This is a genomic window from Leucobacter sp. USHLN153 (assembly GCF_037145615.1).
In the GTDB taxonomy this organism is placed as follows: Bacteria; Actinomycetota; Actinomycetes; order Actinomycetales; family Microbacteriaceae; genus Leucobacter.
The window spans coordinates 1-26,265 of the sequence record NZ_JBBCXE010000002.1; the positions used below are offsets into that span (position 1 = coordinate 1).

At 67.4% G+C, this 26,265-nt stretch carries 21 protein-coding genes and 1 rRNA gene; 17 read left to right on the forward strand and 5 right to left on the reverse strand.

Annotated elements, in window-relative coordinates:
* The 7 genes from rrf to mnhG all read left to right on the forward strand — a co-directional run.
* Positions 1 to 100, forward strand: a 5S ribosomal RNA gene (gene rrf, locus WFH00_RS03195); the annotation flags it as partial.
* A 188-nt stretch (positions 101 to 288) separates the two neighbouring features.
* Positions 289 to 3,183, forward strand: a complete 2,895-nt coding sequence (locus WFH00_RS03200; protein WP_336659180.1) for a Na+/H+ antiporter subunit A — start codon at positions 289 to 291, stop codon at positions 3,181 to 3,183.
* Positions 3,180 to 3,728, forward strand: coding sequence for a Na(+)/H(+) antiporter subunit C (locus WFH00_RS03205; RefSeq protein ID WP_336659181.1), 549 nt, complete (start codon positions 3,180 to 3,182; stop codon positions 3,726 to 3,728). The genes WFH00_RS03200 and WFH00_RS03205 overlap by 4 nt, the downstream gene beginning before the upstream one ends.
* Positions 3,725 to 5,410 (forward strand): Na+/H+ antiporter subunit D, encoded by a 1,686-nt coding sequence (locus WFH00_RS03210; protein WP_336659183.1) that lies wholly within the window; start codon positions 3,725 to 3,727, stop codon positions 5,408 to 5,410. The genes WFH00_RS03205 and WFH00_RS03210 overlap by 4 nt, the downstream gene beginning before the upstream one ends.
* On the forward strand, positions 5,403 to 5,954 hold the full coding sequence (locus WFH00_RS03215; RefSeq protein ID WP_336659184.1) for a Na+/H+ antiporter subunit E: 552 nt from the start codon (positions 5,403 to 5,405) through the stop codon (positions 5,952 to 5,954). Before WFH00_RS03210 ends, WFH00_RS03215 begins: the two co-directional genes overlap by 8 nt.
* Complete coding sequence (locus WFH00_RS03220) at positions 5,951 to 6,262, forward strand: monovalent cation/H+ antiporter complex subunit F (protein ID WP_336659185.1); 312 nt, start codon at positions 5,951 to 5,953, stop codon at positions 6,260 to 6,262. The genes WFH00_RS03215 and WFH00_RS03220 overlap by 4 nt, the downstream gene beginning before the upstream one ends.
* On the forward strand, positions 6,255 to 6,704 hold the full coding sequence (gene mnhG / locus WFH00_RS03225) for a monovalent cation/H(+) antiporter subunit G (protein WP_336659186.1): 450 nt from the start codon (positions 6,255 to 6,257) through the stop codon (positions 6,702 to 6,704). Before WFH00_RS03220 ends, mnhG begins: the two co-directional genes overlap by 8 nt.
* A gap of 36 nt (positions 6,705 to 6,740) precedes the next feature.
* On the opposite strand, the gene aceB is transcribed toward mnhG, so the two are convergent.
* Positions 6,741 to 8,345 carry a malate synthase A gene (aceB, locus tag WFH00_RS03230; protein WP_336659722.1) on the reverse strand — a complete coding sequence of 535 codons (1,605 nt, stop codon included), beginning with the start codon at positions 8,343 to 8,345 and terminating at the stop codon, positions 6,741 to 6,743.
* A 298-nt stretch (positions 8,346 to 8,643) separates the two neighbouring features.
* On the opposite strand from aceB, the gene WFH00_RS03235 reads away from it, so the two are divergent.
* From WFH00_RS03235 to WFH00_RS03250, 4 genes are all read left to right on the forward strand, one after another.
* Positions 8,644 to 10,143 carry a helix-turn-helix domain-containing protein gene (locus WFH00_RS03235; protein WP_336659187.1) on the forward strand — a complete coding sequence of 500 codons (1,500 nt, stop codon included), beginning with the start codon at positions 8,644 to 8,646 and terminating at the stop codon, positions 10,141 to 10,143.
* A 134-nt stretch (positions 10,144 to 10,277) separates the two neighbouring features.
* Positions 10,278 to 10,742: an FHA domain-containing protein gene (locus WFH00_RS03240; protein WP_336659188.1), complete on the forward strand. Its 465-nt coding sequence runs from the start codon at positions 10,278 to 10,280 to the stop codon at positions 10,740 to 10,742.
* 1 nt (position 10,743) lies between these two features.
* Positions 10,744 to 11,421 (forward strand): transcriptional regulator FtsR, encoded by a 678-nt coding sequence (gene ftsR, locus WFH00_RS03245; RefSeq protein WP_336659189.1) that lies wholly within the window; start codon positions 10,744 to 10,746, stop codon positions 11,419 to 11,421.
* 156 nt (positions 11,422 to 11,577) lie between these two features.
* Positions 11,578 to 12,279, forward strand: a complete 702-nt coding sequence (locus WFH00_RS03250; protein ID WP_336659190.1) for a MerR family transcriptional regulator — start codon at positions 11,578 to 11,580, stop codon at positions 12,277 to 12,279.
* 66 nt (positions 12,280 to 12,345) lie between these two features.
* On the opposite strand, the gene WFH00_RS03255 is transcribed toward WFH00_RS03250, so the two are convergent.
* Positions 12,346 to 13,191 (reverse strand): ParA family protein, encoded by an 846-nt coding sequence (locus WFH00_RS03255; RefSeq protein ID WP_336659191.1) that lies wholly within the window; start codon positions 13,189 to 13,191, stop codon positions 12,346 to 12,348.
* A 206-nt stretch (positions 13,192 to 13,397) separates the two neighbouring features.
* On the opposite strand from WFH00_RS03255, the gene WFH00_RS03260 reads away from it, so the two are divergent.
* Both WFH00_RS03260 and def read left to right on the forward strand, forming a co-directional pair.
* The gene (locus WFH00_RS03260) at positions 13,398 to 16,796 is read left to right on the forward strand and encodes a pyruvate carboxylase (protein WP_336659192.1); all 3,399 of its coding nucleotides are present in this window, start codon (positions 13,398 to 13,400) and stop codon (positions 16,794 to 16,796) included.
* 80 nt (positions 16,797 to 16,876) lie between these two features.
* The gene (def, locus tag WFH00_RS03265) at positions 16,877 to 17,368 is read left to right on the forward strand and encodes a peptide deformylase (RefSeq protein WP_336659193.1); all 492 of its coding nucleotides are present in this window, start codon (positions 16,877 to 16,879) and stop codon (positions 17,366 to 17,368) included.
* A gap of 51 nt (positions 17,369 to 17,419) precedes the next feature.
* Here def and WFH00_RS03270 read toward each other — a convergent pair whose 3' ends face one another.
* A complete protein-coding gene (locus WFH00_RS03270; protein ID WP_442918775.1) occupies positions 17,420 to 19,255 on the reverse strand; it encodes an AMP-dependent synthetase/ligase in 1,836 nt (611 codons plus the stop codon).
* Positions 19,256 to 19,470: 215 nt separating this feature from the next.
* Here WFH00_RS03270 and WFH00_RS03275 point away from each other — a divergent pair, with 215 nt between their 5' ends.
* Together WFH00_RS03275 and WFH00_RS03280 are read left to right on the forward strand one after the other, a co-directional pair.
* Positions 19,471 to 20,142 (forward strand): lysophospholipid acyltransferase family protein, encoded by a 672-nt coding sequence (locus tag WFH00_RS03275; protein ID WP_336659723.1) that lies wholly within the window; start codon positions 19,471 to 19,473, stop codon positions 20,140 to 20,142.
* Between the two features lie 137 nt (positions 20,143 to 20,279).
* Positions 20,280 to 21,647, forward strand: coding sequence for a class II 3-deoxy-7-phosphoheptulonate synthase (locus WFH00_RS03280; protein WP_336659195.1), 1,368 nt, complete (start codon positions 20,280 to 20,282; stop codon positions 21,645 to 21,647).
* 15 nt (positions 21,648 to 21,662) lie between these two features.
* Here the strand turns inward: WFH00_RS03280 and pknB are convergent, their stop codons facing one another.
* On the reverse strand, positions 21,663 to 23,804 hold the full coding sequence (pknB, locus tag WFH00_RS03285) for a Stk1 family PASTA domain-containing Ser/Thr kinase (protein WP_336659197.1): 2,142 nt from the start codon (positions 23,802 to 23,804) through the stop codon (positions 21,663 to 21,665).
* Between the two features lie 149 nt (positions 23,805 to 23,953).
* Here pknB and WFH00_RS03290 point away from each other — a divergent pair, with 149 nt between their 5' ends.
* A complete protein-coding gene (locus tag WFH00_RS03290) occupies positions 23,954 to 24,316 on the forward strand; it encodes an Rv2175c family DNA-binding protein (protein WP_442918777.1) in 363 nt (120 codons plus the stop codon).
* Positions 24,317 to 24,409: 93 nt separating this feature from the next.
* Here the strand turns inward: WFH00_RS03290 and WFH00_RS03295 are convergent, their stop codons facing one another.
* Positions 24,410 to 25,525 carry a polyprenyl synthetase family protein gene (locus WFH00_RS03295; protein WP_336659198.1) on the reverse strand — a complete coding sequence of 372 codons (1,116 nt, stop codon included), beginning with the start codon at positions 25,523 to 25,525 and terminating at the stop codon, positions 24,410 to 24,412.
* Between the two features lie 73 nt (positions 25,526 to 25,598).
* On the opposite strand from WFH00_RS03295, the gene WFH00_RS03300 reads away from it, so the two are divergent.
* Positions 25,599 to 25,985 carry a DUF3040 domain-containing protein gene (locus tag WFH00_RS03300; RefSeq protein ID WP_336659199.1) on the forward strand — a complete coding sequence of 129 codons (387 nt, stop codon included), beginning with the start codon at positions 25,599 to 25,601 and terminating at the stop codon, positions 25,983 to 25,985.
* Positions 25,986 to 26,265: the final 280 nt, after the last annotated feature.

Below are 26,265 nucleotides of genomic sequence, written 5' to 3' on the forward strand. Positions count from 1 at the left end.
CAGGGAAACGCCCGGTCACATTCCGAACCCGGAAGCTAAGACTGACAGCGCCGATGGTACTGCAAGGGGGACCTTGTGGGAGAGTAGGACACCGCCGGACACCTTTTATGGGACTCGTACCCGTGTGCTCACCAGTGATGGTGAAAGCGCCGGGTGCGGGTCCCTTTTTTTATGTCTGGACGTTCTCGGGCGCTCCGATGACGCTCCGCTGAATACCTCCCCAGGGTCTGCGTGATCGATCCGATAGACTGTGTCGAAAGCCGCACGACGATCGAAAGTAGACCGCCTATGGGAGCGATGACCGCTGTGCTGCTGGTCCTCGCTCTGGTCTCGGTTGTCTCTTACTTCGTCGCACGCAGCTGGGGCCGGGCGGTCTTCGCAGCGCTCGCAGGCATCGTCGGAGCGATCTTCATCCTGTTCGTCGTGCTGGCGGTCCAGGTCTTCGACGGCGACACCATTGCGGAAGCGGCGCGCTGGGTTCCCCAGCTCGATCTCACGCTGACGTTCCGCCTCGACCGGATCTCGGCCGTATTTGCGCTGCTCGTAACGGGCGCCGGCGCCCTCGTGCTCTTGTACTGCATGCGTTACTTCGAGGCGCGTGAACCTGGGCTCGAGCGTTTCGCGGCGGTCTTCATGGGATTCGTCACCTCGATGCTCGGGCTCGTGATCGCTGACGATGTGTATCTGCTCTTCGTGTTCTGGGAAGCGACGACGGTATTCTCGTTCCTCCTCATCGGACACCTCACCCGCTTGCGGACCTCGACGGCCGCCGCGCTCCAGGCGCTCATGGTGACGACGCTCGGTGGGCTTGCGATGCTCGTCGGTTTGGTGCTGCTCGCGAATCAAGCTGGCAGCTCGTTGCTCTCGGATATTGTGGCGTCACCGCCGCAAGGCGCGGTGGGTGGGACTGCGGTCTACCTTCTGCTTGTGGGCGCTCTCTCGAAGTCAGCAATCTTCCCATTCCATTTCTGGTTGCCCGGAGCGATGGCGGCGCCCACTCCCGTCAGCGCGTACCTGCACGCCGCTGCAATGGTGAAGGCCGGAATCTATCTGATCGCGCGAATGACGCCGGAGTTCGCCGACGTGCCGGGGTACCGCGAGACGCTCGTGATCCTGGGTGCGATCACCATGCTGAACGGGGGAATCCGCGCGCTCCGGCAGTTCGACATCAAGTTGATCGTCGCGCACGGCACGGTGAGCCAGCTCGGCCTGCTCGTCATGGTGTTCGGCGTCGGCGACCCTCGTGCTAGCCTCGCCGGCTTTGCCCTGCTGTTCGCGCACGCCTTGGCCAAGGCGCCACTGTTTCTTTCCGTCGGGATTATCGACCACGCAACGGGCACTCGCGATCTCCGCAAACTCAGCGGCCTGGGCCGCAGAATGCCTGTCATCGCCGCAGTGGCTGGGCTCGCGTCGGCGTCAATGGTCGGTCTTCCGCCGTTCCTCGGATTCCTCGCGAAGGAGTCCGCGTTCGCCGAGCTTCTCGCCGTCGCAGAATCCCGCCCGATAGCGATGCTCGCCTTCGTCGTCGCCGTGCTCGGGAGCGTGCTCACGGTCGCCTACATGGGACGATTCCTCTGGGGCGCATTCGCTCGGAAGCCCGGCGTCGAGGACTGCTCGGTGGTGCACGCGCCCGGCCCGATCCTCGTTGTGGCCCCCGCCGTGTTTGCGGGCTTGACCCTGATCGCCGGTCTCGCATACCCGATTACCGACGGGCTGCTGCAGCCGCTCGTCGCGCACGGCAGCGAGGCGGCCGAACATCTCGCGCTATGGCACGGCGTCACGCCGGCGCTGCTGACCTCGACGGGCGTGCTCATCGTCGGTGCACTCCTCGCGTGGCGTCTGTGCCGCATGACCCGCCAGCTGCCGCCGCCGACGGAACGCTTCTCGGCCTCCCACGCGTACTGGGTCGTCACTCACCTGCTGGATTCACTGGCGGTGCGGCTCACCTCGATCACTCAGCGGGGTTCGCTGCCGTTCTACCTCGCCGTCATCCTCATCGTGCTCATCGGAACGCTCGGTGGCACAGCCGTCATCGGGAACGGCTGGCCGGACGAGTTCGTGTTCATGACCTCGCCCGTGCAGGCTCCAATCGCGGTCGTGATGATCGTCGCTGCGATCTTCTCGCTGCGCGCACGCACCCGCTTCCAGTCGGTGGTGCTCGTGGGCGTGACGGGGTACGGGATGGCCGCGATCTTCGCGATGCACGGTGCACCCGATCTCGCGCTGACGCAGGCGCTCGTCGAGACCGTCACGCTGATCGCATTCGTGCTCGTGATCCGCCGGCTACCGCAGCGGATCGGGCATCGGGCGGGGACGGCGAAACGCTGGCTGCGCGCCGCGATCGGCGCCGGTGTCGGGTTGGTGCTCGGAGCCGTCGCGATCATTGCGCTCGGTTCCCGAATTGCCGATCCGATATCGCTCCAGCTCCCGGAGCTCGCCTACGCCGGTGGGCACGGCAGCAACGTCGTCAACGTGATGCTCGTGGACATTCGCGGGTGGGACACGATGGGCGAGCTCTCGGTGATCCTGGCGGCTGCCACGGGCGTCGCCTCGCTCGTCTTCCTGAGCACTCGCGTCGACAACCGGCCGATGATCCGCCGCCGCGAGGCCCGAGTCGCCGCTCGGGAGCACCTGATGCGGGTCGCGGATCCGAACAACCCCGCGCAACGCATGACCTGGCTGCTCGCCGGCAGACACCTGGATCCCGCTCGCCGTTCGATTCTGCTCGAGGTCGTCGTTCGTCTCATTTTCCACGGACTCATCATCCTCTCGCTCTACTTGCTTCTCACCGGCCATAACACGCCGGGCGGCGGCTTCGCGGGTGGTCTGGTCGCGGGCCTCGCACTGGTCGCCCGCTATCTCGCCGGCGGACGCCATGAGCTCGGCGCCACCGTGCCCCTCGACGCCGGCCGCATCCTGGGCACGGGGCTTGCGCTCGCGGTGTCGATGGCGTTCATCCCCATGCTGTTCGGTCAGTCGGCGCTCGCGTCAGCCTGGGTGGATCTCGATCTGGGCATCTTCGGCACGATCCCGCTCGTCACCTCGACGCTCTTCGACGTCGGCGTATATCTCGTGGTCTTCGGCCTCATTCTCGACGTGCTCCGAAGCCTGGGTGCTGAGATCGACGAGCACGAGGAGGCCGATATGGCGGCCTTCTCCGAGGAGGAGGTGGGAGCACGATGACAATGCCCCTCGTTCTCGTCGCTGTGATGGTCGTGCTCTACGCCTGCGGCGTGTACCTCATGCTCGACCGGTCGCTCACCCGCCTCCTGCTGGGTTTCCTCCTCGTCGGCAATGCCACGAACCTGCTGATCTTCCTCATGTCCGGGAGCTTCGGCGCGGCACCCATTTCGAGCGACGCTACGGCGGAGGAGATGAGCGATCCGCTGCCCCAGGCGTTCATTCTCACCGCGATCGTCATCACGTTCGGGGTGAGCGCGTTCTTGCTCGCTCTGATTTACCGGTCCTGGCGGCTCGCGCAGGATCATGACGACCGCGTGCAGGACGACGAGACGGATCAGGAGATCGCGACGACCCGGGCGCTCGCTGCGACCGAGGTCACCGACGACGACCTCGCCGAAACGCACGAGTACGAGGAGCTGGACGACACGAGCGCTGATTCGAACGCAGAAGCAAACGCGAGCGCAAACGCGAACGCAAACGCAGAAGCGAGCGCGAACGCGAACGCGAACCGAGGTTCCGGCGAGCCCGGGGAGGTGCGGTCGTGATCCCGCTCGTTCCGCTCGCCGTGCTCATCCCGCTCGTCGGAGCCGCGCTCGCCCTCACCGTTCCCGGCCATCGCCGGCTTCAGCAGGCCATCACGTTGTTCTCGCTGACCGCCGTCGTGGTGCTGAGCGGCGCACTCATGATCATCGTCGATGCACACGGCACCCTGGTGATGGAGGTCGGTGGATGGGCGGCGCCCTTCGGCATCGCGCTCGTGGTCGACCGACTCTCCGCATTGATGCTCGCGGTCTCGGCCGTCGTGCTGCTCGGCGTGTTCCTCTTCTCGATCGGGCAGGGTCTCGCCGACGGCGACGACGATACGCCGGTGTCCATCTACTATCCGACGTACCTCGTGCTCGGTGCCGGCGTGTTCAACGCGTTCATCGCGGGGGACCTGTTCAACCTGTACGTCGGCTTCGAGATCCTGCTGGTCGCGAGCTACGTGCTCATCACGCTGAGCGGGACGGCGCAGCGGATCCGCGCGGGAGTCACCTATGTGATCGTCTCGCTCGTCTCCTCGGTGCTCTTCCTCGCCGGGATCGGCCTCGTGTACGGCGCGACCGGCACCGTCAACATGGCGCAGCTCACGGTGCGGATCGCGGAGTTGCCGAGCGAGATCCAGCTCCTCCTGAACCTCACCCTGCTCATTGCGTTCGGCATCAAGGCGGCGGTCTTCCCGCTCGCGTTCTGGCTACCCGATTCGTACCCGACGGCCCCCGCACCGGTGACGGCGGTCTTCGCGGGCCTCCTCACCAAAGTCGGCGTGTACGCGATCATCCGCACGCAGACCCAGCTCTTCCCCGATTCGAGCGTCGACCGACTGCTGCTCATCGTGGCCGGGCTCACCCTGCTCGTGGGGATCCTGGGCGCCGTATCGCAGCTCGACATCAAACGCCTGCTGTCGTTCACGCTCATCAGTCACATCGGCTACATGATCTTCGGCATCGGGATGGCCAACTCGGCGGGATTCGCCGCCACGATCTACTACATCGCGCACCACATCATCGTGCAGACGACCCTGTTTCTCGCGGTCGGGCTGGTCGAACGTCAGGGCGGCACGACCGCGATCCCGGGCCTGGGCGGGCTCATGCGCAGCGCGCCACTCGTTGCGATCCTGTTCTTCATTCCCATGTTGAACCTCGGCGGGATTCCCCCTTTCTCCGGCTTCATCGGGAAACTCGGGCTCTTCACCGTCGCGGCCGACGTCGCGACCCCGGAGGCGTACTGGCTCATGGGTGTCGGTGCACTGGTGTCGCTCCTCACGCTGTACGCACTGGCGCGCGCGTGGGTGCTCGCCTTCTGGCGTACGCCCGCGAAGGTGACCGAGAACGCTGGAGCAGAGAGCCGCGCGCCGAAGCCGACCACCACCGAGGCGCTCATGCTGCGCGACCGGGAGCAGGCGCTGTTCGAGCGGCTGCAGGATGCGCCGGGGGCGCCGCAGCAGGCGGAGCAGAAGGACATTCCGCGACTGATGTTCGGGGCGACCGCGGGCATGGTGGTGGTGAGCATCGCCCTCACCGTGTTCGCCGGGCCGCTTTACGCGTACGCGACGCGGGCCGGTGAGAACGTCGCGCACCCCGAGCGGATGGTCGAGCAGGTGCTCGGTTCGAACCCCGAGAGCGACAGCGGGCCCGGCGGCGGCAGCGGGGATACACAGCCGCAGGAGGGGGGAGTCGATGAGTGAGGCGAGTGAAGCCCGTCGGCGTGAGCTCGGCGTGCGCCTGCACGAGTTGCCCCTCGTGATCGGGCTCGTCGTCCTCTGGATGATGCTGTGGCACGAGGTCTCGCTGCTTTCCGTCGTGAGCGGCATCGTGGTCGCCGTGATCGTCATGCGCGTCTTCTACCTGCCGCCCGTGGAGCTGGCCGGTCGCTTCAACATCTGGTACGTGCTCCGCTATGTCGGATACTTCATCTGGCACCTCGCGCGGGCGTCCTGGGAGGTCGCCTGGCTCGCGGTGCGACCCGGCCCGCCGCCGAAGACCTCCATCATCGCGGTCAAGCTCTCGACGCGCTCCGACTTCATTATCACGATGGTCGGCCTCACGAACTCCTTGATTCCGGGATCCCTCGTCGCCGAGGTCGACCGCTTCCAATCGACGCTGTATCTGCACGTGCTCAACACGCCGACTCAGCGCGAGATCACGAATATGCGGCGTGAGGTGCGCAAGATCGAGCGGTTGCTCGTGCGCGCCGTCGGGTCGAAGGAAGAGATGAGGCGCCTCCGATGAGTTGGATCACACTGGCGCTGCTGATCTCGGCGGGAGCGGGGCTCACAGCCACCGCCGTCGCGGCGATTATTCGCATCGTGCGCGGGCCGACCATTCTCGACCGCATGGTGGCCTCGGACGTGCTCCTCACGACGCTCATGCTCGCGGTCGGCGCAGACATGGTCGCGCGCGGGCACACCGACACGATTCCGCTCATGACTGTCATAGCCGCGACCGCGACGCTCGCGACCATCGTCGTTGCTCGCTTCGTCAAGCGGCGCGCCAGCTCGCCGCCGCAGGAACCCGTGAAGGAGACCGGCCATGTTTGACGCGCTGCTCGATCTCGCGGCCGCGGTATGCGTTTTTCTCGCTGCCGTGCTCTCGGTGGCGGCCGGTGTGGGCCTGATCCGCTTCCCAGACGCACTCAGCCGGCTTCACGCGGCGACGAAACCTCAGATCTTCGGCCTCCTGCTCACGATCACGGCGATCGCGCTCGAGCAGCGTTCGGTCGCCACGCTGCTCGCACTGGTGCCGGTATTCGTGTTTCAGTCGCTTACGGCCCCGGTCGCCGCCCACATGGTGGGCCGCGCTGCCTACCGCACCGGGCAGCTCAGCACGGAATGGCTCGTTGTCGACGAGCTCGGCCCGGCGATCGCGCGGAGCGAACAGTCGTGCGGACGCGATGCGGAGCTGGGTTCGGAGCACCAGTCGGAGCCGCTTCCCGACGAGCGCGACGGGCACAGCGAAGCGACCGACGACACCGGGCGGTAACGTCGGTCGCTTCACGCGCAGTGGGCGGCGGATCGCCTACGCTTCGACGAGGTACCGGCTGTAGGCAGGGACTGTCAAGAACGTGGGGAAGTCTTCGCCGAGCGCGACGTCCGCGAAGAGCTCCGCCGCGTCGTCGTAGCGATCACCGGTGAAGCGCTCGAATCCCGCGACGGTCTCGCCGACGATCTCGGCAACCCAGTCGCGGGTGATCCGGATCCCCTCCGCGGTCGACTGGTCCTGGTGGATCCACTGCCAGATCTGCGAGCGGCTGATCTCAGCGGTCGCGGCGTCCTCCATGAGGTTGTCGATGGCTACCGCACCGAGACCGCGCAGCCAGGCCTCGATGTACCGGATGCCGATGGAGACGTTCTCGCGCACGCCCGCCTCGGTGATCGCGCGGCCGATCCGCAGGTCGAGCAGCTGCGCCGCGGTGACGTTGACGTCGTCGCGCTGCCGCTCGAGCTGGTTCGGACGGTCGCCCAGCACGGCGTCGAACTCGGCCTGCGCGACGGGGATCAGATCCGGGTGCGCGACCCAGGTGCCGTCGAAACCGTCGCCGGCCTCGCGGTGCTTGTCGGCACGGACCTTCTCCTCCGCGCGCGCGGTCACCTCGGGGTCGCGGCGGTTCGGAATGAACGCGCTCATGCCGCCGATCGCGTGCGCGCCGCGCTTGTGGCAGGTCTGCACGAGCAACTCGGTGTAGGCGCGCATGAACGGAACGGTCATGGTCACCTCGCTCCGATCCGGAAGCACGAATCGAGCGCCGCGGCCGCGGTAGTTCTTGATGATCGAGAAGATGTAGTCCCAGCGCCCCGCGTTGAGCCCCGCGATGTGATCCCGCATCACGTAGAGGATCTCCTCCATCTCGAAGGCGGCCGGCAGCGTCTCGATGAGCACGGTCGCGCGGATGGTGCCGTGGGGGAGGCCCAGTGCTTCCTCGGTGAAGGTAAAGACGTCGTCCCACAGCTTCGCCTCCTCGCTCGACTCGAGCTTGGCGATGTAGAAGTACGGCCCGCGGCCGCGCTCGACGAGTTCGCGCGCGTTGTGGAAGGCGTAGAGTCCGAAGTCAACGAGGCTGCCGGATGCGGCTCCCGCGCGGCCGTAGAGGTCCGTGTAGCGCAGGTGCTTCTCGACGAGGTGCCAGCCGCGCGGCCGCATCACGATGGTCGGAGTGCGCTCGGCGGTGACGCGGTACTCCTTGGCCGGCGACGCCGCGGTCGCGGGGCTCGTGAAGTGGAGCTGATTGCGGATCGCGTCGAAGAGGGAGAGCTGGCCGCCGATGACATTGCGCCAGGTAGGGCTCGTTGCATCCTCCTGATCGGCGAGCCACACGCGGGCGCCCGAGTTCAGCGCGTTGATCGTCATCTTGGGGTCGGTGGGGCCGGTGATTTCGACGCGACGATCCTCGAGTCCCGGGCCCGCGCCCGCGACGCGCCAGCTCGGATCCTCGCGGATCGCGCGGGTGTCGTCGCGGAACCGCGGGTCGCGGCCGTTGCCGATCTCGTACCGGCGGCGCTGCCGCTCGGCGAGGCGCTCGTGCCGTGAACTTGCGAAGCGATCGTGGAGCTCCGTGAGGAACTCGAGCGCCTGCGGGGTCAGGATCTCGTCGCTGCGCTCGAAGGAGCGCCCGAGGACCTCGATGCGCGAGGGCTGCGCTTCGGCAGTGGCGGATCCATGCGCCGCGCCGACCGTGGCGGTCGTCGAGTCGGCGGGGCCCGATGCGCCCGGTTCGCCCGAGGTGCGCGGGGCGCGGTTGAGGGTGGCTGTCTGCGAATCGTGTGCGGTCACGGTGACTCCTGAACTCGGGCCCTGCACGGGCGTGTACTGCGCTGTACTTCCATGATGGGTGCGGTTTCCGACTACGGAATGCCGAAATCGGGGGTGAAGAACTCGGGTTTTTCTACTTGTTGGAAGAAGTCGGCTCTGGCATTATTGCCGCATGACCCTTGAAGCCATCGCGCCGGACCGAGCTCTCAGCGCGCCCATCAGTGCGGCGGATCCGGAACCCGAAGACGGGGGAGACGCCCTCACGCTCGGTCGGCGCGTGCGCGCGCTGCGCATACGCCAGGGCCTCACGCTCGAGCAACTCGCGCAGGCTGTGGACCGCGCCCCCTCGCAGCTCTCCGCGATCGAGAACGGGAAGCGCGAGCCGCGCCTCCCGATGCTGCGGTCGCTCGCGGCGGCCCTCGCGGTGAGCGTAGACGAACTGCTCCTCGACGAGGCGCCCTCCGAGCGCGCGGCGCTCGAGATCGCGGTGGAGCGCGCGCAGCGCGGATCCGTCTTCCGCTCGCTCGGTTTGCACCCGATCCGCGTCTCGAAGGCGACGAGCGACGAGACGCTCCGCGCGATCCTCGGGCTGCACCAGGAGGTCGAGCGTCTGCACCGGGAGCGGGCCGCGACGCCCGAGGAGGCGCGTCGCACGAACACGGAACTTCGCGCGGAGATGCGAAAGGGCGGAAACTACTTCTCGGATCTCGAGCGCGCGGCGACCGGACTCCTTGACAGTGTGGGCTACGCCGGTGGGCCGGTGTCGCAGCAGACCGTCTCGAACATCGCGGAAAAGCTCGGCTTCAGCCTGCACTACGTCTCGGACATGCCGCACTCGACCCGCTCGGTGATCGACCGGCGCAACGGGCGCGTGTACCTGAGCAGCGGGCTCCCGTCGCGTGACGCGCGGGCTCCGATCCTGCGCGCGCTCGCGAGCGTCGTGTTCAACCACGAGGAGCCGCGCAACTACGGTGACTTCTTGCGTCAGCGGGTCGAGGCGAACTACCTCGCGGGTGCCGTGCTGCTCCCGGAGGAGGCCGCGGTGACGCTGCTCGCGGAGGCGAAGCGCCAGCGGCAGATTTCGATGGAGGATCTGCGCGATGCATTCGCGGTCTCCTACGAGATGGCGGCGCACCGCTTCACCAACCTCGCCACGGAGCGCCTGGGTCTCGAGGTCCACTTCATGAAAGCGCACGAGTCGGGCACGCTCATCAAGGCGTACGAAAACGACGGCGTGCGTTTCCCCTCGGACGCGCTGGGCAACTTCGAGGGCGCGTCGGTGTGCCGCAACTGGACCGCGCGCACCGTCTTCGGGCAGCCGGATCACTTCAACCCGTGGTACCAGTACACGGACATGTCGGCGGGCGGCACCTACTGGTGCACGTCGCGCGTCGAGCGCGCCAAGGAGGGGCTCTACTCGGTGAGCGTCGGCGTGCGGTTCGAGGACGTGAAGTGGTTCCGCGGTAGAGAGACACGGCACCGCTCTAAGTCCTTCTGCCCGGATGATCGCTGCTGCAGGCGTGCATCGTCGGAGTTGACCACGAAATGGGAGGCCGCGGCCTGGCCCGAGGCGGCTACGCCCACGAGTCTGCTGGCCGCGCTTCCCACCGGTACCTTTCCCGGGGTGGACTCACAGGAAGTGTATGCGTTCCTCGAATCGCATGAACAGTGAAGATTGCGGGCGCGACGCGCCGAGGACTGTGAAATTGCGGCACGCCGAGGTGCATCCGAAGCCTCGCCTGCGATAGCGTAGAGGCATCGAGTCGACCGGCTCGGGCCCGCCCCGACGAAGGAATGAGGGAGGACATGACGACTGACCATCATGCCCGACGCGGCGAGAGCACCGAGGTGCGCTCCACGCAGCAGTTCCGCGAAGATCTGGGCGCACTGATCCGCACGCGAGTCACCGATTTGTCGGTGGATCAGCGCGAGGCCGTTGAGGCGTTGCCCTCCGGCGCGGCGCTGCTCGTGGTGCGTCGTGGTCCGGACCAGGGCGCCCGCTTCCTGCTCGACCAGGAAATCACGGTCGCCGGTCGGCATCCCGCGGTCGATATTTTCCTCGACGATGTGACAGTGTCGCGGCGCCACGCGGAATTCCGGCGCAGCGGGACCACGTTCACGGTCGCCGATCTGGGGTCGCTCAACGGCACCTTCACCGACGGCAAGCGCATCGAGGGTTCGGTGGAGCTGCACGACGGTGCCGAAGTGCAGGTCGGCAAGTTCCGCTTCACTTTCTTCGCGTCGCGCTTCGACCTCGCCGAGGGCAACTAGGGTGGCGGTCGCACAGGCCCGACAGCACGCACCAGGGCTCCTGAGTATCGGTCAGGTCCTCGCTCGACTGCAGGAGGATTTCGCTGACCTCACGCCGTCGAAGCTGCGCTTTCTCGAGGAGCAGGGTCTCGTTGCGCCGGAGCGGACGCGGTCGGGCTATCGAAAGTTCTCGCAGGATCACATCGAGCGGATCCGCCTCATTCTGACGCTGCAGCGAGATCACTATCTCCCGCTCAAGGTCATCGCGGAGGTGCTCGAAGAGCTCGACGCCGGCCGTGACCCGATCATCCCGGGTGCGGCCCCGCGGAGCGCATCGACGATTCTCGCGCCGCGCCGTGTGCTCAGCAGCGATGAGCTGCGACGGCTGACGGGCGCGACGGCTCGCTTCATCGGCGAAGCGATCGCCGCTGGACTCCTTCCGGCCGCAGAGGTGTTCCCGCACGACGCGGTGGCGCAGGTTACGGCACTCATGAAGCTCGCGGAGCAGGGGATCACACCGCGCCACCTGCGCCCGCTACGTGTCGCGGCCGAGCGCGAGGCCGAGCTCATTGCGCACGCCGTTTCGACGCGGGGCGTCAAGGCGGGCTCGCCGGAGGCGATCGAGAGCTCGCTCGATCTCGCGGGGCACCTCGACACGGTCCGCTCCGGCGTGTTGCGCCGCCGTTTCGGCGCGGGTTAGATCGCCCGAATTCGGCGGGATTTCAACCTTAAAGTTCAACTTGAGGTCGACACGCCGAAATTGACCGTCGACGGTCGTTGCACGGGGGTTCCCGCCTCGGTACCGTTGGGAGAGTTCGACGCCGTACGTTCTGCGCGTCGATGAGAAAGGAACACGATGGAGCACACCCAGGGTCCGAATGGTGAAACGGGCGCTCCGTCGGCGGCGGTTCCTTCAGAGGGTGCCGGGCAACACGAGCCCGCGATTCCCTCGGAGGCGGCGCTCGCTCAGGCCGGCGTCGATGCCTCTGCGGCTTCGTTCCAGCCCCTCTCCATCGACTCCGACGTGCTGTTCGACGACGGTCTGCCCCGCCCGAACCAGGACGGTGGTTTCAAGGGCGCGACTGCTGCTCGTGCAGCGGGTATCAGCTACCGCCAGCTCGACTACTGGGCGCGGACCGGGCTCGTCGAGCCCACGGTGCGCGGGGCGCAGGGATCGGGATCGCAGCGACTGTACGGATTCCGCGACATTCTGGTGCTCAAGCTCGTGAAGCGCTTGCTCGACACGGGGATCTCGCTCCAGCAGATCCGCACTGCGGTCGCGCAGCTCCACGAAGCGGGCGTGCACGACCTGTCGCAGACTACGCTGATGAGCGACGGTGCGAGCGTCTACCTGTGCACCTCGAGCGATGAGGTGATCGACCTCATGAGCCGGGGACAGGGCGTTTTCGGCATTGCGATCGGCAAGGTGCTGCGCGAGGTCGAGACCTCCCTCGTCAGCATGGACGAGCACCGAGAGGAAGCCGCTCAGAGCGGTGCAGCGCAGGCCAGCTCGGTCGACGAACTCGCCGCGCGACGGAAGGGCCGCAAGATCTCGTAGCGGGAGCTACGCCGGTGCGCTTTCGGCGCCCGCGCATCCGCGAGTGATGCGCTTCGCGCATCCGCCCTACGCGTCGGTGACGACTGTCGCCGTGGGTGCCCCTGACTTCGTCGCGCGTGCCGAGTCCATGCCCGCCGAACGCAGAATGCGGTCGAGGATGAGGTCGAAGTTCGCAGCCATCTCCTGCGACGCCTCTCCCGGCCACGTGTGCACGGGCTTCGCCGCGCCCTGCGCCTGCTGGAGCGATGTGCGCTCCGGGAGCTGAGGGGTGAGGACGAGGGGACCGAACATCTCGCGCAGCTCGCGGATGCGGAACTGATGCTCCATCGACTGCGGCTGCGTGCGGTTGATGACGATGCCGAGGGGCTGTAGACGGGGGCTCACGCCGCGGCGGATCTCCTCGATCGCGCGAAGAGCACGGTCCGTCGCGGCAACCGCGAAGAGGCTCGGCTCGGCGACGACGAGCACGCGGTCACTCGCGGCCCACGCGGTGCGCGTCAGGGCGTTCAGCGAGGGAGCGCAGTCGATAAGCACGAGATCGTACTCGGACTCGACGATCGCCAGGGCTTCCTCGAGCTTCCAGATGTCGCGTGTCGTCGGGTGCGGGCCATCGAAGTTGATGGCCGACGGGCTGCCGACGAGGAGATCGATCGTGCCGCCCTCGTGATACTCGCTCCAGCCGCTGTGCGCGATCGCGCTGCGGACGGTCCGTTCCTTGGGGCTCTCAAGCACGTTCGCGACATTCGCGAAGCCCTCGGGATTCACCGCGAGACCGGTTGATACGTCGGACTGCGGATCGAAATCCACGACGAGGGTCCGCAGTCCGCGCGAAAACGCGGCCGAGGCGAGGCCGAGCGTCACGGTCGTCTTTCCGACGCCGCCCTTGAGGGAACTCACACTCAAAACATGCACGCCGCAAGTTTAGTGGATGCGCCCTGAAGCGCACCCGACTTCGTTCAGGGCGTACAGCGGAGTTGAAGGAGTGCAGACGCGGGCGGGGCCAATTCTTCGCGTTCGCTCGGTGAATCCGATCCCGCGCCGCGCGAGCATGTATCTTGATATCGAATCATTTCGACGGCTTGGGCACCCGGCGATCAGTGCAGTAGCAAGGAGGCGGAGTGTTCAAGAAAATCTTGGTGGCGAATCGCGGCGAGATCGCGATTCGGGCCTTTCGAGCGGCCCACGAGCTCGGGGCGCGAACGGTGGCGGTGTTCCCCTACGAGGATCGCGGGTCGCTGCACCGGCTGAAGGCCGATGAGGCCTACCAGATCGGGTCTGTTGGTCACCCGGTGCGGGCGTACCTCGACGTGGCGGAGATCGTGCGCGTCGCCGTCGAATCCGGCGCCGATGGGATCTACCCGGGCTACGGCTTCCTGTCGGAGAACCCGGACCTCGCCGCGGCCGCCGAGGCCGCAGGAATCCGCTTCATCGGCCCGGGCCAGGACGCCCTGAAGATGGCGGGGAACAAGGTCGCGGCGAAGGAGCACGCGATTCAGGCCGGAGTGCCGGTGCTCCGCTCGACGCCCCCGACGACGGACGTCGATGCGCTCATCGCCGGTGCCGAGGAGATCGGCTTCCCGGTGTTCGCGAAGGCGGTCGCCGGCGGCGGTGGCCGCGGAATGCGCCGCGTGGAGCGGATCGAGGACCTGCGCGACGCGCTCGAGGCGGCCATGCGAGAGGCCGATTCGGCGTTCGGCGATCCCACGATGTTCATCGAGCAGGCCGTGCTCCGCCCCCGTCACATCGAGGTGCAGGTGCTCGCCGACAGCACGGGGGAGACCGTGCACCTCTTCGAGCGCGACTGCTCGGTGCAGCGTCGGCACCAGAAGGTTGTCGAGATCGCGCCCGCGCCGAACCTGAGCGAGGAGAAGCGCGCGGAACTCACGCGCGACGCGATCGCGTTCGCTCGTTCGATCGGGTACGAGAACGCGGGCACCGTCGAGTTCCTGCTCGACACCGCCGGCGAGCGGGCGGGCGAGCACGTCTTCATCGAGATGAACCCGCGCATTCAGGTCGAGCACACGGTGACCGAGGAAGTCACGGACGTCGACCTCGTGCGGGCGCAGATGCGGATCGCGGCCGGAGCGACGCTCACGGAACTCGAACTGACGCAGGATCGCATTCAGTTGCGCGGCGCGGCGCTCCAGTGCCGCATCACCACCGAAGACCCGGCCAACGGCTTCCGCCCCGACCTCGGCCGCATCACGGCGTACCGCTCGCCGGGCGGCGGCGGCGTGCGCCTCGACGGCGGCACGATCGACGTCGGCGCGCAGATCAGCCCCCACTTCGACTCGATGCTCGCGAAGCTCACCTGCCGGGCGCGCTCGTTCGAGGACGCGGTCATGCGGGCCGAGCGAGCGCTCGCGGAGTTCCGGATCCGCGGCGTCTCCACGAACATCCCGTTCCTGCAGGCGGTGCTCGCGGACGAAGCGTTCCGCGCCGGAGACGTGTCCACGCAATTCATCGAGGAGCGTCCGGAGCTGCTCAAGATGAACAAGCCGAAGGATCGCGCGACGCGCCTCCTGCAGCACGTCGCGAACGTCACCGTCAACCAGCCGAACGGCTCGCGGCCCGGGCAGATCGATCCCGCGGCGAAGCTTCCCGCGCTCGACCTGTCACGCCCCGCGCCCACTGCGGGTCGCCAGCGGCTGCTCGAACTCGGACCCGACGCCTTCGCGAGCGCGCTCCGCGAGCAGACCGCGCTCGCGGTAACCGACACGACGTTCCGCGATGCGCACCAGTCGCTCCTCGCGACGCGCGTCCGAACCAAGGACCTCGCGCGGATCGCGCCCTACGTCGCACGCATGACCCCCGAGCTATGGTCGGTCGAGGCCTGGGGCGGTGCGACGTACGACGTCGCGCTCCGCTTCCTCGGCGAGGACCCGTGGGAGCGTCTCGCCGCGCTCCGAGAGGCTCTTCCGAACGTGCCGATCCAGATGCTCCTGCGCGGGCAGAACACGGTGGGCTACACGCCGTACCCGAAGCAGGTCGCCCACGCATTCGTGCGCGAGGCGGCGGCGACCGGCGTCGACGTGTTCCGCATCTTCGACGCGCTGAACGACGTGCAGCAAATGCGCGCCGCGATCGACGCTGTCCGGGAGACGGGTTCCGCGGTCGCCGAGGTCGCGATGTCGTACACCGGCAACCTGCTCTCGCCGTCGGAGGACAAGTACACCCTCGACTACTACCTCCGTCTCGCCGAGGAGATCGTCGAATCGGGCGCGCACGTGCTCGCTATCAAGGACATGGCCGGGCTGCTCCGGCCGGCGGCCGCGGCCCGGCTCGTGACCGCGCTGCGGGAACGCTTCGACCTGCCCGTGCACCTGCACACGCACGACACGCCGGGCGGGCAGCTCGCGACCCTCCTCGCGGCTTCAGCGGCTGGCGTCGACGCGGTCGATGCCGCCTCCGCGCCGATGTCCGGCACCACGTCGCAGCCGTCGCTCTCGGCGCTCGTCGCCGCGCTCGCGGACACGGATCGCGATACCGGTCTCGACCAGGACGCGGTTTACGCCCTCGAGCCCTACTGGAACGCCGTGCGCACGCTGTACCGCCCCTTCGAGTCGGGCCTGCCATCGCCGACGGGGCGCGTCTACACGCACGAGATTCCCGGCGGTCAGCTGTCGAACCTGCGCCAGCAGGCGATCGCGCTGGGTCTCGCGGACAACTTCGAGCGGATCGAGGATCTGTACGCTGCGGCCGACCGCATCCTCGGTCGCATCCCGAAGGTGACGCCCTCGTCGAAGGTGGTAGGGGACCTCGCGCTGCACCTCTCGGCGGTGGACGCCGACCCGGCCGACTTCGAGGCGAACCCCGAGAAATACGACATCCCGGACTCGGTCGTCGGCTTCCTCGCGGGCGAGCTCGGCGAGATCCCCGGCGGATGGCCCGAGCCGTTCCGCTCCAAGGTGCTCGCGGGGCGCTCCGTCGACATCAGCACGGCCCCGGTGTCGGACGAGGATCAGGCGCTGCTCGACGGCACGAGCGCAGAACGCCGCGAGACGCTGAACCGACTGCTGTTCCCGCAGCCGACGCAGCAGTTCCTCGATGTCCGCGAGCAGTTCGGGGATGTCTCCGTGCTGGATACGCCTGACTACCTGTATGGGCTCGACGCGGGCCAGGAGCACGAGATCAACCTCGCCAAGGGCGTGCGGCTCTACGTCGGGCTCGAGGCCATCGGCGAGGCGGACGACAAGGGCGTGCGCACGGTGATGGTGCGGGTGAACGGTCAGCTGCGCCAGGTGTTCGTGAAGGACGCATCGGTGAAGGTCGAGATGCAGGCGGCCGAGAAGGCGGATCGCACCGCACCGGGTCACGTCGCGGCGCCGTTCTCGGGCACCGTCACGATGAAGGTCGCCGCGGGTGACGCTGTCGAGTCGGGTCAGCCGATCGCCACGATCGAGGCGATGAAGATGGAGGCCGCGATCACCGCCCCGATTTCCGGCACGGTCGAGCGGGTCGTCTTCACGGGCACGCGGGGGCTCGAGTCCGGCGATCTCATCGCCGTCATCGCATAGGCCGGCGTTCGGTCAGCAGAGAACCGTAACCGCTTCCGGCGGAGCAGTGCGCTCCGCCGGAAACGGTAGGCTCGTTACTCATGGCGATTCGAGAAATTCGGGTGTTCGGCGATCCAGTACTCCGTACCGTGTGCGACCCGGTGACGACGATCGACGACGGTGTGCGGGCGCACGTGCAGGATCTCCTCGACACCGTCGATATGGAGGGCCGCGCAGGGCTCGCCTCCACCCAGATCGGGCACACGCTCCGCGCGTTCAGCCTGAACATCGATGGTGAGATCAGCTACATCTTGAACCCCGAGATCATCGCGCTCGAGGGCGAGCCGGTTCTGACCGGCGAGGGGTGCCTGTCGGTGCCCGACCTCTGGTTCGAGGTGCCGCGCTACCCGCGCGCGACCGTGCGGGGCATCGATCTCGATGGCGAACCCGTCGAAATCTCGGGCGAGGGGCTCATGGCGCAGGCGCTGCAGCACGAGTGCGATCACCTCGACGGCAAGCTCTACCTCTCACGCCTCGATCGCGAGACGCGCGGCGAGGCGATGCGACAGATCCGGAGCTCCAGCTGGTTCTAAATCGTAGAACTGGGCGGAACGGGGCCCACGGGCGGACCTGTCGCTGATCGCTCAGCCGCGAGGCTTCACCGACACCGTCTCGGTCTGGGGGTTCTCGCCGTAGATCCCCGCGATCTCCCGTGAGAAGTCCCGCAGGATGTTGTCGCGACGAATGCTCATCTTCGGCGTGAGGTGGCCGTTTGCCTCGATGAACTCGGTCGGGAGGATCACGAACTTGCGAATGGACTCGGCGCGGGAGACGTAGCGATTGCCCTCGTCGACTGCTCGCTGAACCTCGGCGAGGACCTTCGGGTGCACCGCGGCCTCCTCGAGCGTCATGTTCGCGTCTTCGCCCGCGTTGTTCAGCCACACGGGGAGCATCTCGGGGTCGAGCGTCACGAGTGCCGAGATGAACGGCTTCTGATCGCCCACCACCACGACCTGCCCGACGATCGTGTTCGAGCGGATCGGATCTTCGAGCGCCGCGGGCGCGACGTTCTTGCCGCCCGCGGTGACGATGATCTCCTTCTTCCGCCCCGTGATCGAGAGGTAACCGTCTTCGTCGAGTTTGCCGACGTCACCCGTCCGGAAGAAGCCGTCCTCCGTGAACGCGGCCTGCGTCGCCTCGGGGTTGTTCCAGTACTCCTTGAAGACGTCGATGCCCTTGACCTCGATCTCGCCGTCTTCCGCGATGCGGATCGTGTGGCCGGGAAGCGCGGGGCCGACCGTGCCGATTTTGAACTTATCGGGCAGGTTCACGGTGACGGGAGCGGTCGTCTCGGTCAGCCCGTAGCCCTCGAGAATCTTCACTCCCAGGCTGCGGTAGAAGTGCGCAAGATAGTGGCTGAGGGGAGCCGAGCCCGACACCGCAAAGCGCACATTGCCGCCGAGCTTCTCACGGAGCGTCGAGTAGACCAGCTTGTCGAAGAGCTTGAACTTGAGCCCGAGGAGGAACGGGACCTTGCCGGCGTCGAGCGCCTCGGAGTGCTCGACCGCGACCTTCGCAGCGGCACGGAAGATCTTGCCCTTTCCCTCCGCCTCGGTCTTCTGCTCGGCGGAGTTGTACACCTTCTCGAAGACACGCGGCACGGCAAGGAGGAAGGTCGGCTTGAACGAGCCCAGTGCGGGCAGCAACTGCGAAGTGTCGGCCTCGTGCCCGACGCGCACGCCGGAGTGAATGGCCAGCACCGAGATGAACCGCGCGAACACGTGCGCGAGCGTCACGAAGAGCAGTGTCGAGGCTCCGGGCTGCCCGACGACCTGGTGGAGCGCTTCCCCGGAGTTCCGCGACAGGTCGACGAAGTTCGAGTGGGTGAGTACGCAGCCCTTGGGGCGGCCGGTAGAGCCCGAGGTATAGATCAGCGTCGCAACGTCGCTGCCGACCGCGAGCGAGCGTCGACGAGTGATCTCCACGTCCTCGACGGCAGCGCCCTGCTCCCGCAGGGTCTCGAGCGCGCCCTCATCGAGGCGCCACGCGAGCTGCACCGCAGGGAGGTCATCGCGGATCTCCGCGAAGCGCTCCGCGTGCTCCTGCGACTCGGTGATGATCGCGCGCGCGCCCGAGTCCTCGAGGACCCAGTGCACCTGCAGCGGCGAGGAAGTCTCGTAGATCGGCACCATGACCGCACCGGCGTAGTGGATCGCGAAATCGAGCAGCGTCCACTGATAGCTCGTGGTGCACATGAAGGCGATGCGGTCACCCGGCTGAATGCCCGCAGCCGCGAGTCCCTTCGCGAGGGCGATCACGTCGGCCCGGAACGCGCTCGCACTGATGTCGCGCCAGCCCTCGCCCTCGGGCACTGCGAACAGCGCGCGGTCGGGCGTGGCCGCGACGCGCTGTTCGAGCAGGTCCGTGATGTTGTCCTCGGGTACGGGGGCCACGAGGATCGGGGTCTCGGACTGATTCACGGCAGCTCCTTCGATACTCATGTATCCGTCGTCCGCGATACGTCTGCGCGCATCGCACCTGTGTTCTGCCACCCTATATCCAACCGCCGACATCGGGCCGCGACGCCGCGGCCCGGATCCGCACCCATCCGCTGCGCCAGCGGTGGCCACGACCCATACCGCGCTGGCCGATTCGCTCGGCTATTCTGGTGACCGTCGAGAGGAAACCGCGAGCATTGCTCTACTGGATTTTTAAACACCTGATCATCGGGCCGTTCTTGAAGACGATCTATCGCCCGTGGGTGGAGGGCGCCGAGAACATGCCGGCATCGGGACCCGTCATCATCGTCGGAAACCACCTCTCGGTCGTTGATTCGTTCTTCATGCCGCTCATGATCGACCGGCGCGTGTACTTCCTCGCGAAGAGCGACTACTTCACGGGGAAGGGCCTCAAGGGCTGGCTCGTGAAGACGTTCATGCTCGCGGTGGGCCAGCTGCCGATCGACCGCTCGGGCGGTAAGGCATCGGAGGCGTCGCTCAACACCGGGCTCGCGGTGCTCGACCGCGGCGACGTGCTCGGGATCTACCCGGAGGGCACCCGGAGCCCCGATGCTCGCCTCTACCGCGGGCGCACGGGCGTGGCGCGGCTCGTCGTCGAGTCGGGCGCACTCGTCGTTCCCGTCGTGATGATCGATACGGAGAAGGCGATGCCGATCGGGGCGAAGATTCCGAAGATCCGCAGGATCGGCACGGTCATCGGAAAGCCACTCGATTTCAGCCGCTTCGCCGGGATGAGCGCTGACCGTTTCGTGCTGCGGAGTGTCACCGACGAGATCATGTTGGAAATTCAGAAGCTCAGCGGCCAGACGTATGTCGACGTCTACGCATCGAGCGTCCGAACCCGCTGAATTCACGGGGGAGTCCCTGCCTCGCGGCTCCTCGGGCGTGTCCTCCCTGAAGGCCGCGAGGCAGTAGGCTGACATGGGCGTCGCGGCACCGCCGCGTGCGTCATTACTCGCACCATCTCTATCGCACAAGGATCGCCATGACTACCCAGATTCACGAGACTGCTGCCGAACGAGCGTTCGCGGAGCTCGACGCCTATCAGGCGCTCGAGGCCAAGCAGCAGCCGGTCTGGCCCGATCCCGAAGCACTGCAGAGCGCGTCGCGCGACCTCGCTTCGCAGCCCCCACTGGTGTTCGCCGGCGAAGCCGACCAGCTGCGCACGCGTCTCGCGGCGGCGGCACGGGGCGAGGCGTTCCTGCTGCAGGGCGGCGACTGCGCCGAGACGTTTGCCGCCGCAACCGCCGACAAGATCCGCGACCGCGTGAAGACGCTGCTGCAGATGGCAGTCGTGCTGACGTACGGAGCTTCCATGCCCGTGATCAAGGTCGGGCGCATGGCCGGGCAGTTCGCGAAGCCGCGCTCGAGCAACGAGGAGACCCGCGAGGGCATCACGCTCCCGGCGTACCGCGGCGACCTGGTGAACGGCTACGACTTCACCGAGGCCTCGCGCACAGCGGATCCCGAGCGGCTCGTGCGCGGGTACCACGTCTCGGCCTCGACGCTGAACCTCATCCGCGCCTTCACGCAGGGCGGCTTCGCCGACCTCCGCCAGGTGCACGCCTGGAACCAGGGCTTCGTGTCGAACCCCGCGAACCAGCGCTACGAATCGCTCGCTGCGGAAATCGACCGGGCGCTGCGTTTCATGGCGGCCTGCGGCGTCGACAACGCCGCGCTGACGCAGACCGAGTTCTATGTCAGTCACGAGGCCCTGCTGCTCGACTACGAGCGCCCGCTCACCCGCGTCGACTCGCGCACCGGCAGCCTGTACGACACCTCGGGCCACATGCTGTGGATCGGGGAGCGCACTCGTGACCTCGACGGCGCGCACGTCGAGTTCCTGTCGCACGTGCGCAACCCGATCGGGGTCAAGCTCGGACCGACCGCTTCGGTCGACGACGCGCTGCGCCTGATCGACAAGCTCGACCCGGAACGCGAGCCCGGCCGCCTCACCTTCATTACGCGCATGGGCGCGGGCAAGATCCGCGACGTGCTGCCCGGCCTGCTCGCCGGGGTGCGCGACGCGGGTGCGACGCCGCTCTGGGTCACGGACCCGATGCACGGCAACGGCATGACGACGGCGACCGGCTACAAGACCCGCCGCTTCGATGACGTCATGGACGAGCTGCGCGGTTTCTTCGAGGCGCACCGCGAGGTGGGCACGTTCCCCGGTGGCATCCACATCGAGCTCACGGGCGACGACGTCACCGAGTGCCTCGGCGGCTCGGAGAACATCGACGAGGAGACGCTCGCGACGCGGTACGAGTCGCTCTGCGACCCGCGCCTGAATCACATGCAGTCGCTCGAGCTGGCGTTCCAGGTCGCTGAGGAGCTCAAGAAGCTTTCCTGATTGCTCAGCCCGGCGTCAGAGCGAGATCGTGCTGCGGACCTGGATCTCGGTGCCGGCAGGCACTTCCTCGCCGGCGGCGGGATCGGTCTTGGTCGCCTTCGCGAACTCGCGCAGCTTGTCAGGAACCAGGGTCGTCGGAGTGAAACCGGCTGCGCTCAGCGCGTCCATCGCCTCCTGCAGGCCCATACCGGCCACATCCGGCACCGGGAAGAGCTCGGGACCGAGCGACACCTGCAAGCCGACAGGGTCTCCGGGGCGCAGCGGGTCGGTCTGTGGAAGCAGAGCGATGACGGCGCCCTTCTTCGCTGAATCGTCGAATGCTTCTTGGCGCAGCTCGGGGTCGACCGTCAATCCCGCGTCGACGAGCTTGTCCGATGCCTCGGCCTCGGGGAGGCCCGCGACATCCGGAACCGCTCCCGCCGAAGCGCGAAGCGATACCGTATCGCCCGTGCGCAGCGGCCCATCGGGGGTGACGACCGAGATCGCGTGCCCCCGCCGTACTTCACTCTCGAAAACCGTGTCGGAGGGCTCGGGCTCGACCTCGAGGCCCGCGCGCTTCAACAGCTTCGTCGCTGCGTCGAACGACTTGCCGCGCACCTTGGGAACCTCGCCGGCCGAGGCGATGAGAGAGATGGGCGCCTGCTCGGCGTAGGTGTCGCCGAGCGCGTCACCGTCGGGATTGACGGCGGCAATGACCTGATCTGCCGGGTCGTCTCCGAAGCGCATCTCGGTATCACCCACGGTGAAGCCGGCCGACTCGACTGCCTCTTTCGCTTCGTCGAGGTCGAGGCCGACAAGCGTCGGCACCGGCAGCAGCTTCGGACCCGTGGACTGGCACAGCTCAACGGCGCTGCCGCGATTCACTCGGGTGCCGGTCTCCGGAGTCGTCTCCGAGGCCAAGCCGGCTTCCACCTCGAGGCTCGGGCACTCGGTCGTGGAGACCGCGAGGGAGTGATCTTCCAGGACGACCTGGGCATCCGCCATGGCAAGACCCGCAACCTCCGGAATCGTCACTCGCGAACCCGGGCCCTGGCCGAACCACCAACCTGCGCCACCCGCGGCGATAACGGCGAGGGTGGCGACGATGGCCGCGATCCGCCCCCGTCGAAGGCGGCGCTCGGCCGACTCTGCCGCTCGGTCGATCGGTGTTACGGGTGCGGCCTGCGCAGATTCGGCTTCGAGAGAGGGGGAGACGGTCGTTTCGGAGTCACCGGCTGCGAGGCCCCACTGCTGGGCCGGGTCGAGCACGGTCGTCGCCGGTGTCGCGGTGGTGTCGGAACCCACCTGGGGGAGCACCCGGGTCGCGCCCGAGGGAATCTCGTCGCGCTCGACCGCTCGCAGCGCTTCGAGTGCCTCAGCGGCATCTGCTGGGCGTGCCTCAGGGTCGCGCTGCGTCAACCACAGCACGAGCTCGTCGAACGCCGGGCTCACCTCGGGGCTTTCAAGCGACGGCCTCGGCACCTCGGCGTGCGCGTGCTGGTAGGCGATCTGCAGGGGCTGCTCGCCCGTGAAGGGCTGGGAGCCCGTGAGCATCTCGTAGAGCATGATGCCGAACGCGTAGAGATCGCTCCGCGCATCCGCGACCCCGCGGGTGACGAGCTCGGGGGAGAGGTACGCAATCGTTCCGAGGAGCGCCTGGCCGGTCGTCGTGTTTGCGGAGACGGCGCGAGCGAGGCCGAAGTCGCCGAGCTTGATGCGGCCGTCGTCAGCCAGCATCACGTTCTCGGGCTTCAGGTCGCGGTGCACGATGCCGGCCGAGTGCGCTGCCGCCAGCCCCGAGAGGATCGCCGTGCTGATCTCGATCGTCTCCTCGGCGGTGAGGCGCCGCTGCTTCTTCAGGAGGTCCCGGAGCGTGATGCTCGGCAGGTACTCCATGATGAGGTAGGTGCGACCGAGATCGTGTCCCTGGTCGTAGACGTTGACGAGGTTCGGATGCGAGAGCCGGGCGGCGCTGCGGGCCTCCTGCTCGAATCTTCGCGTGAAGTTCGCATCCTCCGCAAGATGCTCGTGCATCACTTTCACCGCGACCCGGCGCTCGAGGCGCAGATCCGTCGCGAGATAGACCATCGCCATGCCGCCCCGAGCGATGCGGGAGCGGATCGCGTAGCGCTCGTCGAGCGTCTGCCCGATGAGCGGGTCGGTGGGGACGGAGGTCACCCGACGAGTGTACGGAGAATTACTGGCGGATTCGGGCATGCGCGCCGCACTCGCGCGGATTGCGCAGGCCGCCTCTGCAGATCGCCGAGTGTCGACGCTCTGTCGGCGTGCAGATTGCGCTCCTGACAGGGCGCTGGCACAGTAGAGGCGTGGCAGAGAACACCCCTCCGAACAATCCGCTCGCGACGACCCCGATGCTGCGCATCCCGGATCTGGTCGAACGGCTCGGGGTCACCCCCGGCCGACTGCATCGGCTCATCGAGGATCGCCATCTCGCATCGGTGCGGATCGACGGAATCGTGCAGGTGCCTGCGGAGTTCTTGCAGGGAGACGAGCCGCTCCCACCGCTGCGGGGCACGCTCCTCGTGCTGCAGGACGCCGGCTTCTCCCAGGAGGAAGCAGTGATCTGGCTGCTGAGCGAGAACGAGGAGCTCGGGGAACGCCCGATCGACTCGTTGCAGGCGGGGCGCAAGAGCGCGGTGCGCCGCGCGACGCAAGCTCTCGCGTTCTAGCCAGAGCGCCTGAGGGGTACAGCCTCTCGCGTTCTAGCGAGAGCGCCTGAGGGGTACAGCCTCTCGCGTTCGAGTGAGAGCGCTGCTCAGGATCTAGAAGTCGCGGCGGGCCGCGCGATCCGCCAGCTGCGCGAGTGCTTCGCTTGCATCGTGCCGCACCGGTGCGCCCGCGAGTGACGCGAGTGCGCGCTCGACGTTGCGGGTGATCATCTCTTCGACGCGCTCGACCGCTCCGCTCTCGCGAATCGTGCGCTGCAGCATCTCGACCTGCCCCGCGTCGAGCTGCTCGCCCAGCATGCCGTCGAAGATGCGCCGCTGCGTCGCCGGGAGGTTCTCGCGGGCGAGTGTGACGAGTACGGTGCGCTTGCCCTCGATGAGATCGTCGCCCGCGGGCTTGCCGGTGACCTCCGCGTCGCCGAACACGCCGAGCTGGTCGTCACGGAGCTGGAATGCCACGCCGATCGGCAGCCCGAACTCCGACATCGCTTGCTCCTGCGCCTCGTCGGCTCCCGCGAGCGAGGCGCCGATGAGCAGGGGCGCCTCGACGCTGTACTTCGCGGACTTGTAGACGAGGATCCGGGTCGAGCGCTCGAGCTGCAGGTCGTGCTCGGCGAAGGTCGGCTGCTGCTCCTCGAGCACGTCGAGATACTGGCCGAGCGCCACCTCGCTGCGCATGCGGTTGAAGTGCGCGCGGGCCCGCTCCGCCGCGGCCGGGCTCGACGCAGAGGCGCACGCCGACTGCATCAGCTCGTCGGCCCATGACTGCAGCACGTCGCCGAGCAGAATCGCCCCGGAGACACCGAAGTGCTCCGCGTCGCCCGACCAGCCGCCCGAGGAGTGCGCGCCCGCGAAGACGCGATGCGATGCTGGCCGTCCGCGGCGGGTGTCGGAGCGGTCGATGATGTCGTCGTGGATCAGGGCCGCCGCGTGAAAGAGCTCGAGCGCGCAGGCGGCGTCGAGCGCAGCGGTGAAGTCGCGTGTCGGCTCGCCGCGGCCTGCGTCGACCTCGAGATCGAGGCCGCGTACCGAGCGGAAGCCGAGCACGGCGAACTGTGCGCGAAAGCGCTTGCCCCCGGAGAGGAAGCGCTCGGCCTCGTCAATCAGCGCCTCGGCGTCCGAGCCCAGACCCGCGAGCTCCTCACGATGCTGTGCAAGCACGTCGTTGATTCGCTCCTGGACGAGGCCTGCGAGTAGCGTCGTTTCTTCCACGCGCCTAGCCTACTCACGGGTGAGCGCCGTACACTGGTGGGTACCAAGTTTTCACCGAGCCGGGAGGGTCGTCATGGCGCTGTCAGAACACGAGCAGCGGCTGCTTGACGAGATGGAGCGCGGCTTTTACCAGAGCGAAGCCGACGTCATGCAGGCGGGGTCTTCGCAGCATCGACGATTGAATTATCGCTCGCTGGTGCTCGGGATTGTGGTCGTCATTCTCGGTATCGGCGTACTCATCGGCGGAGTTGCCGCGCAGCAACTGTGGCTCGGTCTCATCGGCTTCGCCGTGATGCTCGGCGGCGTCATGCTCATGCTGTCGCGACGTTCGTCGGAGACGCTCACGGTGGAAGACATCACATCGGCCCAGTCCGGCGGCGGATCGGCCAAGCCGGCGAAGGAGTCGTTCAGCGAGCGCATGGAGCGCCGCTGGGACGAGCGTATGGGCGACGATCGCTAACTGAGACTGCAGCGCTCGGGCTCACGCAGCGGGCGGCGGATCGCAGGCGTCGGACTTCGGTCCGGCGCCTTTTTCGTGCGCGCGCGGCTCCCCGCCCCACTTTCCTCCCCTGAGCGCCTCCACTTTCCTCCCCGGGGCGTCATTCACGCCTGCATTGCGCGTGCACGGGCCGGAATTTCGCGAGATTTCGCGAAATGGCCGCACGCGACGCTCCCGCCGCGAACCGATCCCTGCTCAAGAAAAGGCGTGGAATTTCGTGACTCGCCACGCCGCGGGGAAT

Coding starts and splice junctions, on each gene's coding strand:
- WFH00_RS03300 (WP_336659199.1), top strand. CDS start 25,599: ATGGCGCTGTCAGAACACGAGCAGCGGCTGCTTGACGAGATGGAGCGC.
- WFH00_RS03250 (WP_336659190.1), top strand. CDS start 11,578: ATGGAGCACACCCAGGGTCCGAATGGTGAAACGGGCGCTCCGTCGGCG.
- WFH00_RS03235 (WP_336659187.1), top strand. CDS start 8,644: ATGACCCTTGAAGCCATCGCGCCGGACCGAGCTCTCAGCGCGCCCATC.
- WFH00_RS03240 (WP_336659188.1), top strand. CDS start 10,278: ATGACGACTGACCATCATGCCCGACGCGGCGAGAGCACCGAGGTGCGC.
- def (WP_336659193.1), top strand. CDS start 16,877: ATGGCGATTCGAGAAATTCGGGTGTTCGGCGATCCAGTACTCCGTACC.
- WFH00_RS03215 (WP_336659184.1), top strand. CDS start 5,403: ATGAGTGAGGCGAGTGAAGCCCGTCGGCGTGAGCTCGGCGTGCGCCTG.
- WFH00_RS03200 (WP_336659180.1), top strand. CDS start 289: ATGGGAGCGATGACCGCTGTGCTGCTGGTCCTCGCTCTGGTCTCGGTT.
- WFH00_RS03220 (WP_336659185.1), top strand. CDS start 5,951: ATGAGTTGGATCACACTGGCGCTGCTGATCTCGGCGGGAGCGGGGCTC.
- WFH00_RS03205 (WP_336659181.1), top strand. CDS start 3,180: ATGACAATGCCCCTCGTTCTCGTCGCTGTGATGGTCGTGCTCTACGCC.
- WFH00_RS03280 (WP_336659195.1), top strand. CDS start 20,280: ATGACTACCCAGATTCACGAGACTGCTGCCGAACGAGCGTTCGCGGAG.
- mnhG (WP_336659186.1), top strand. CDS start 6,255: ATGTTTGACGCGCTGCTCGATCTCGCGGCCGCGGTATGCGTTTTTCTC.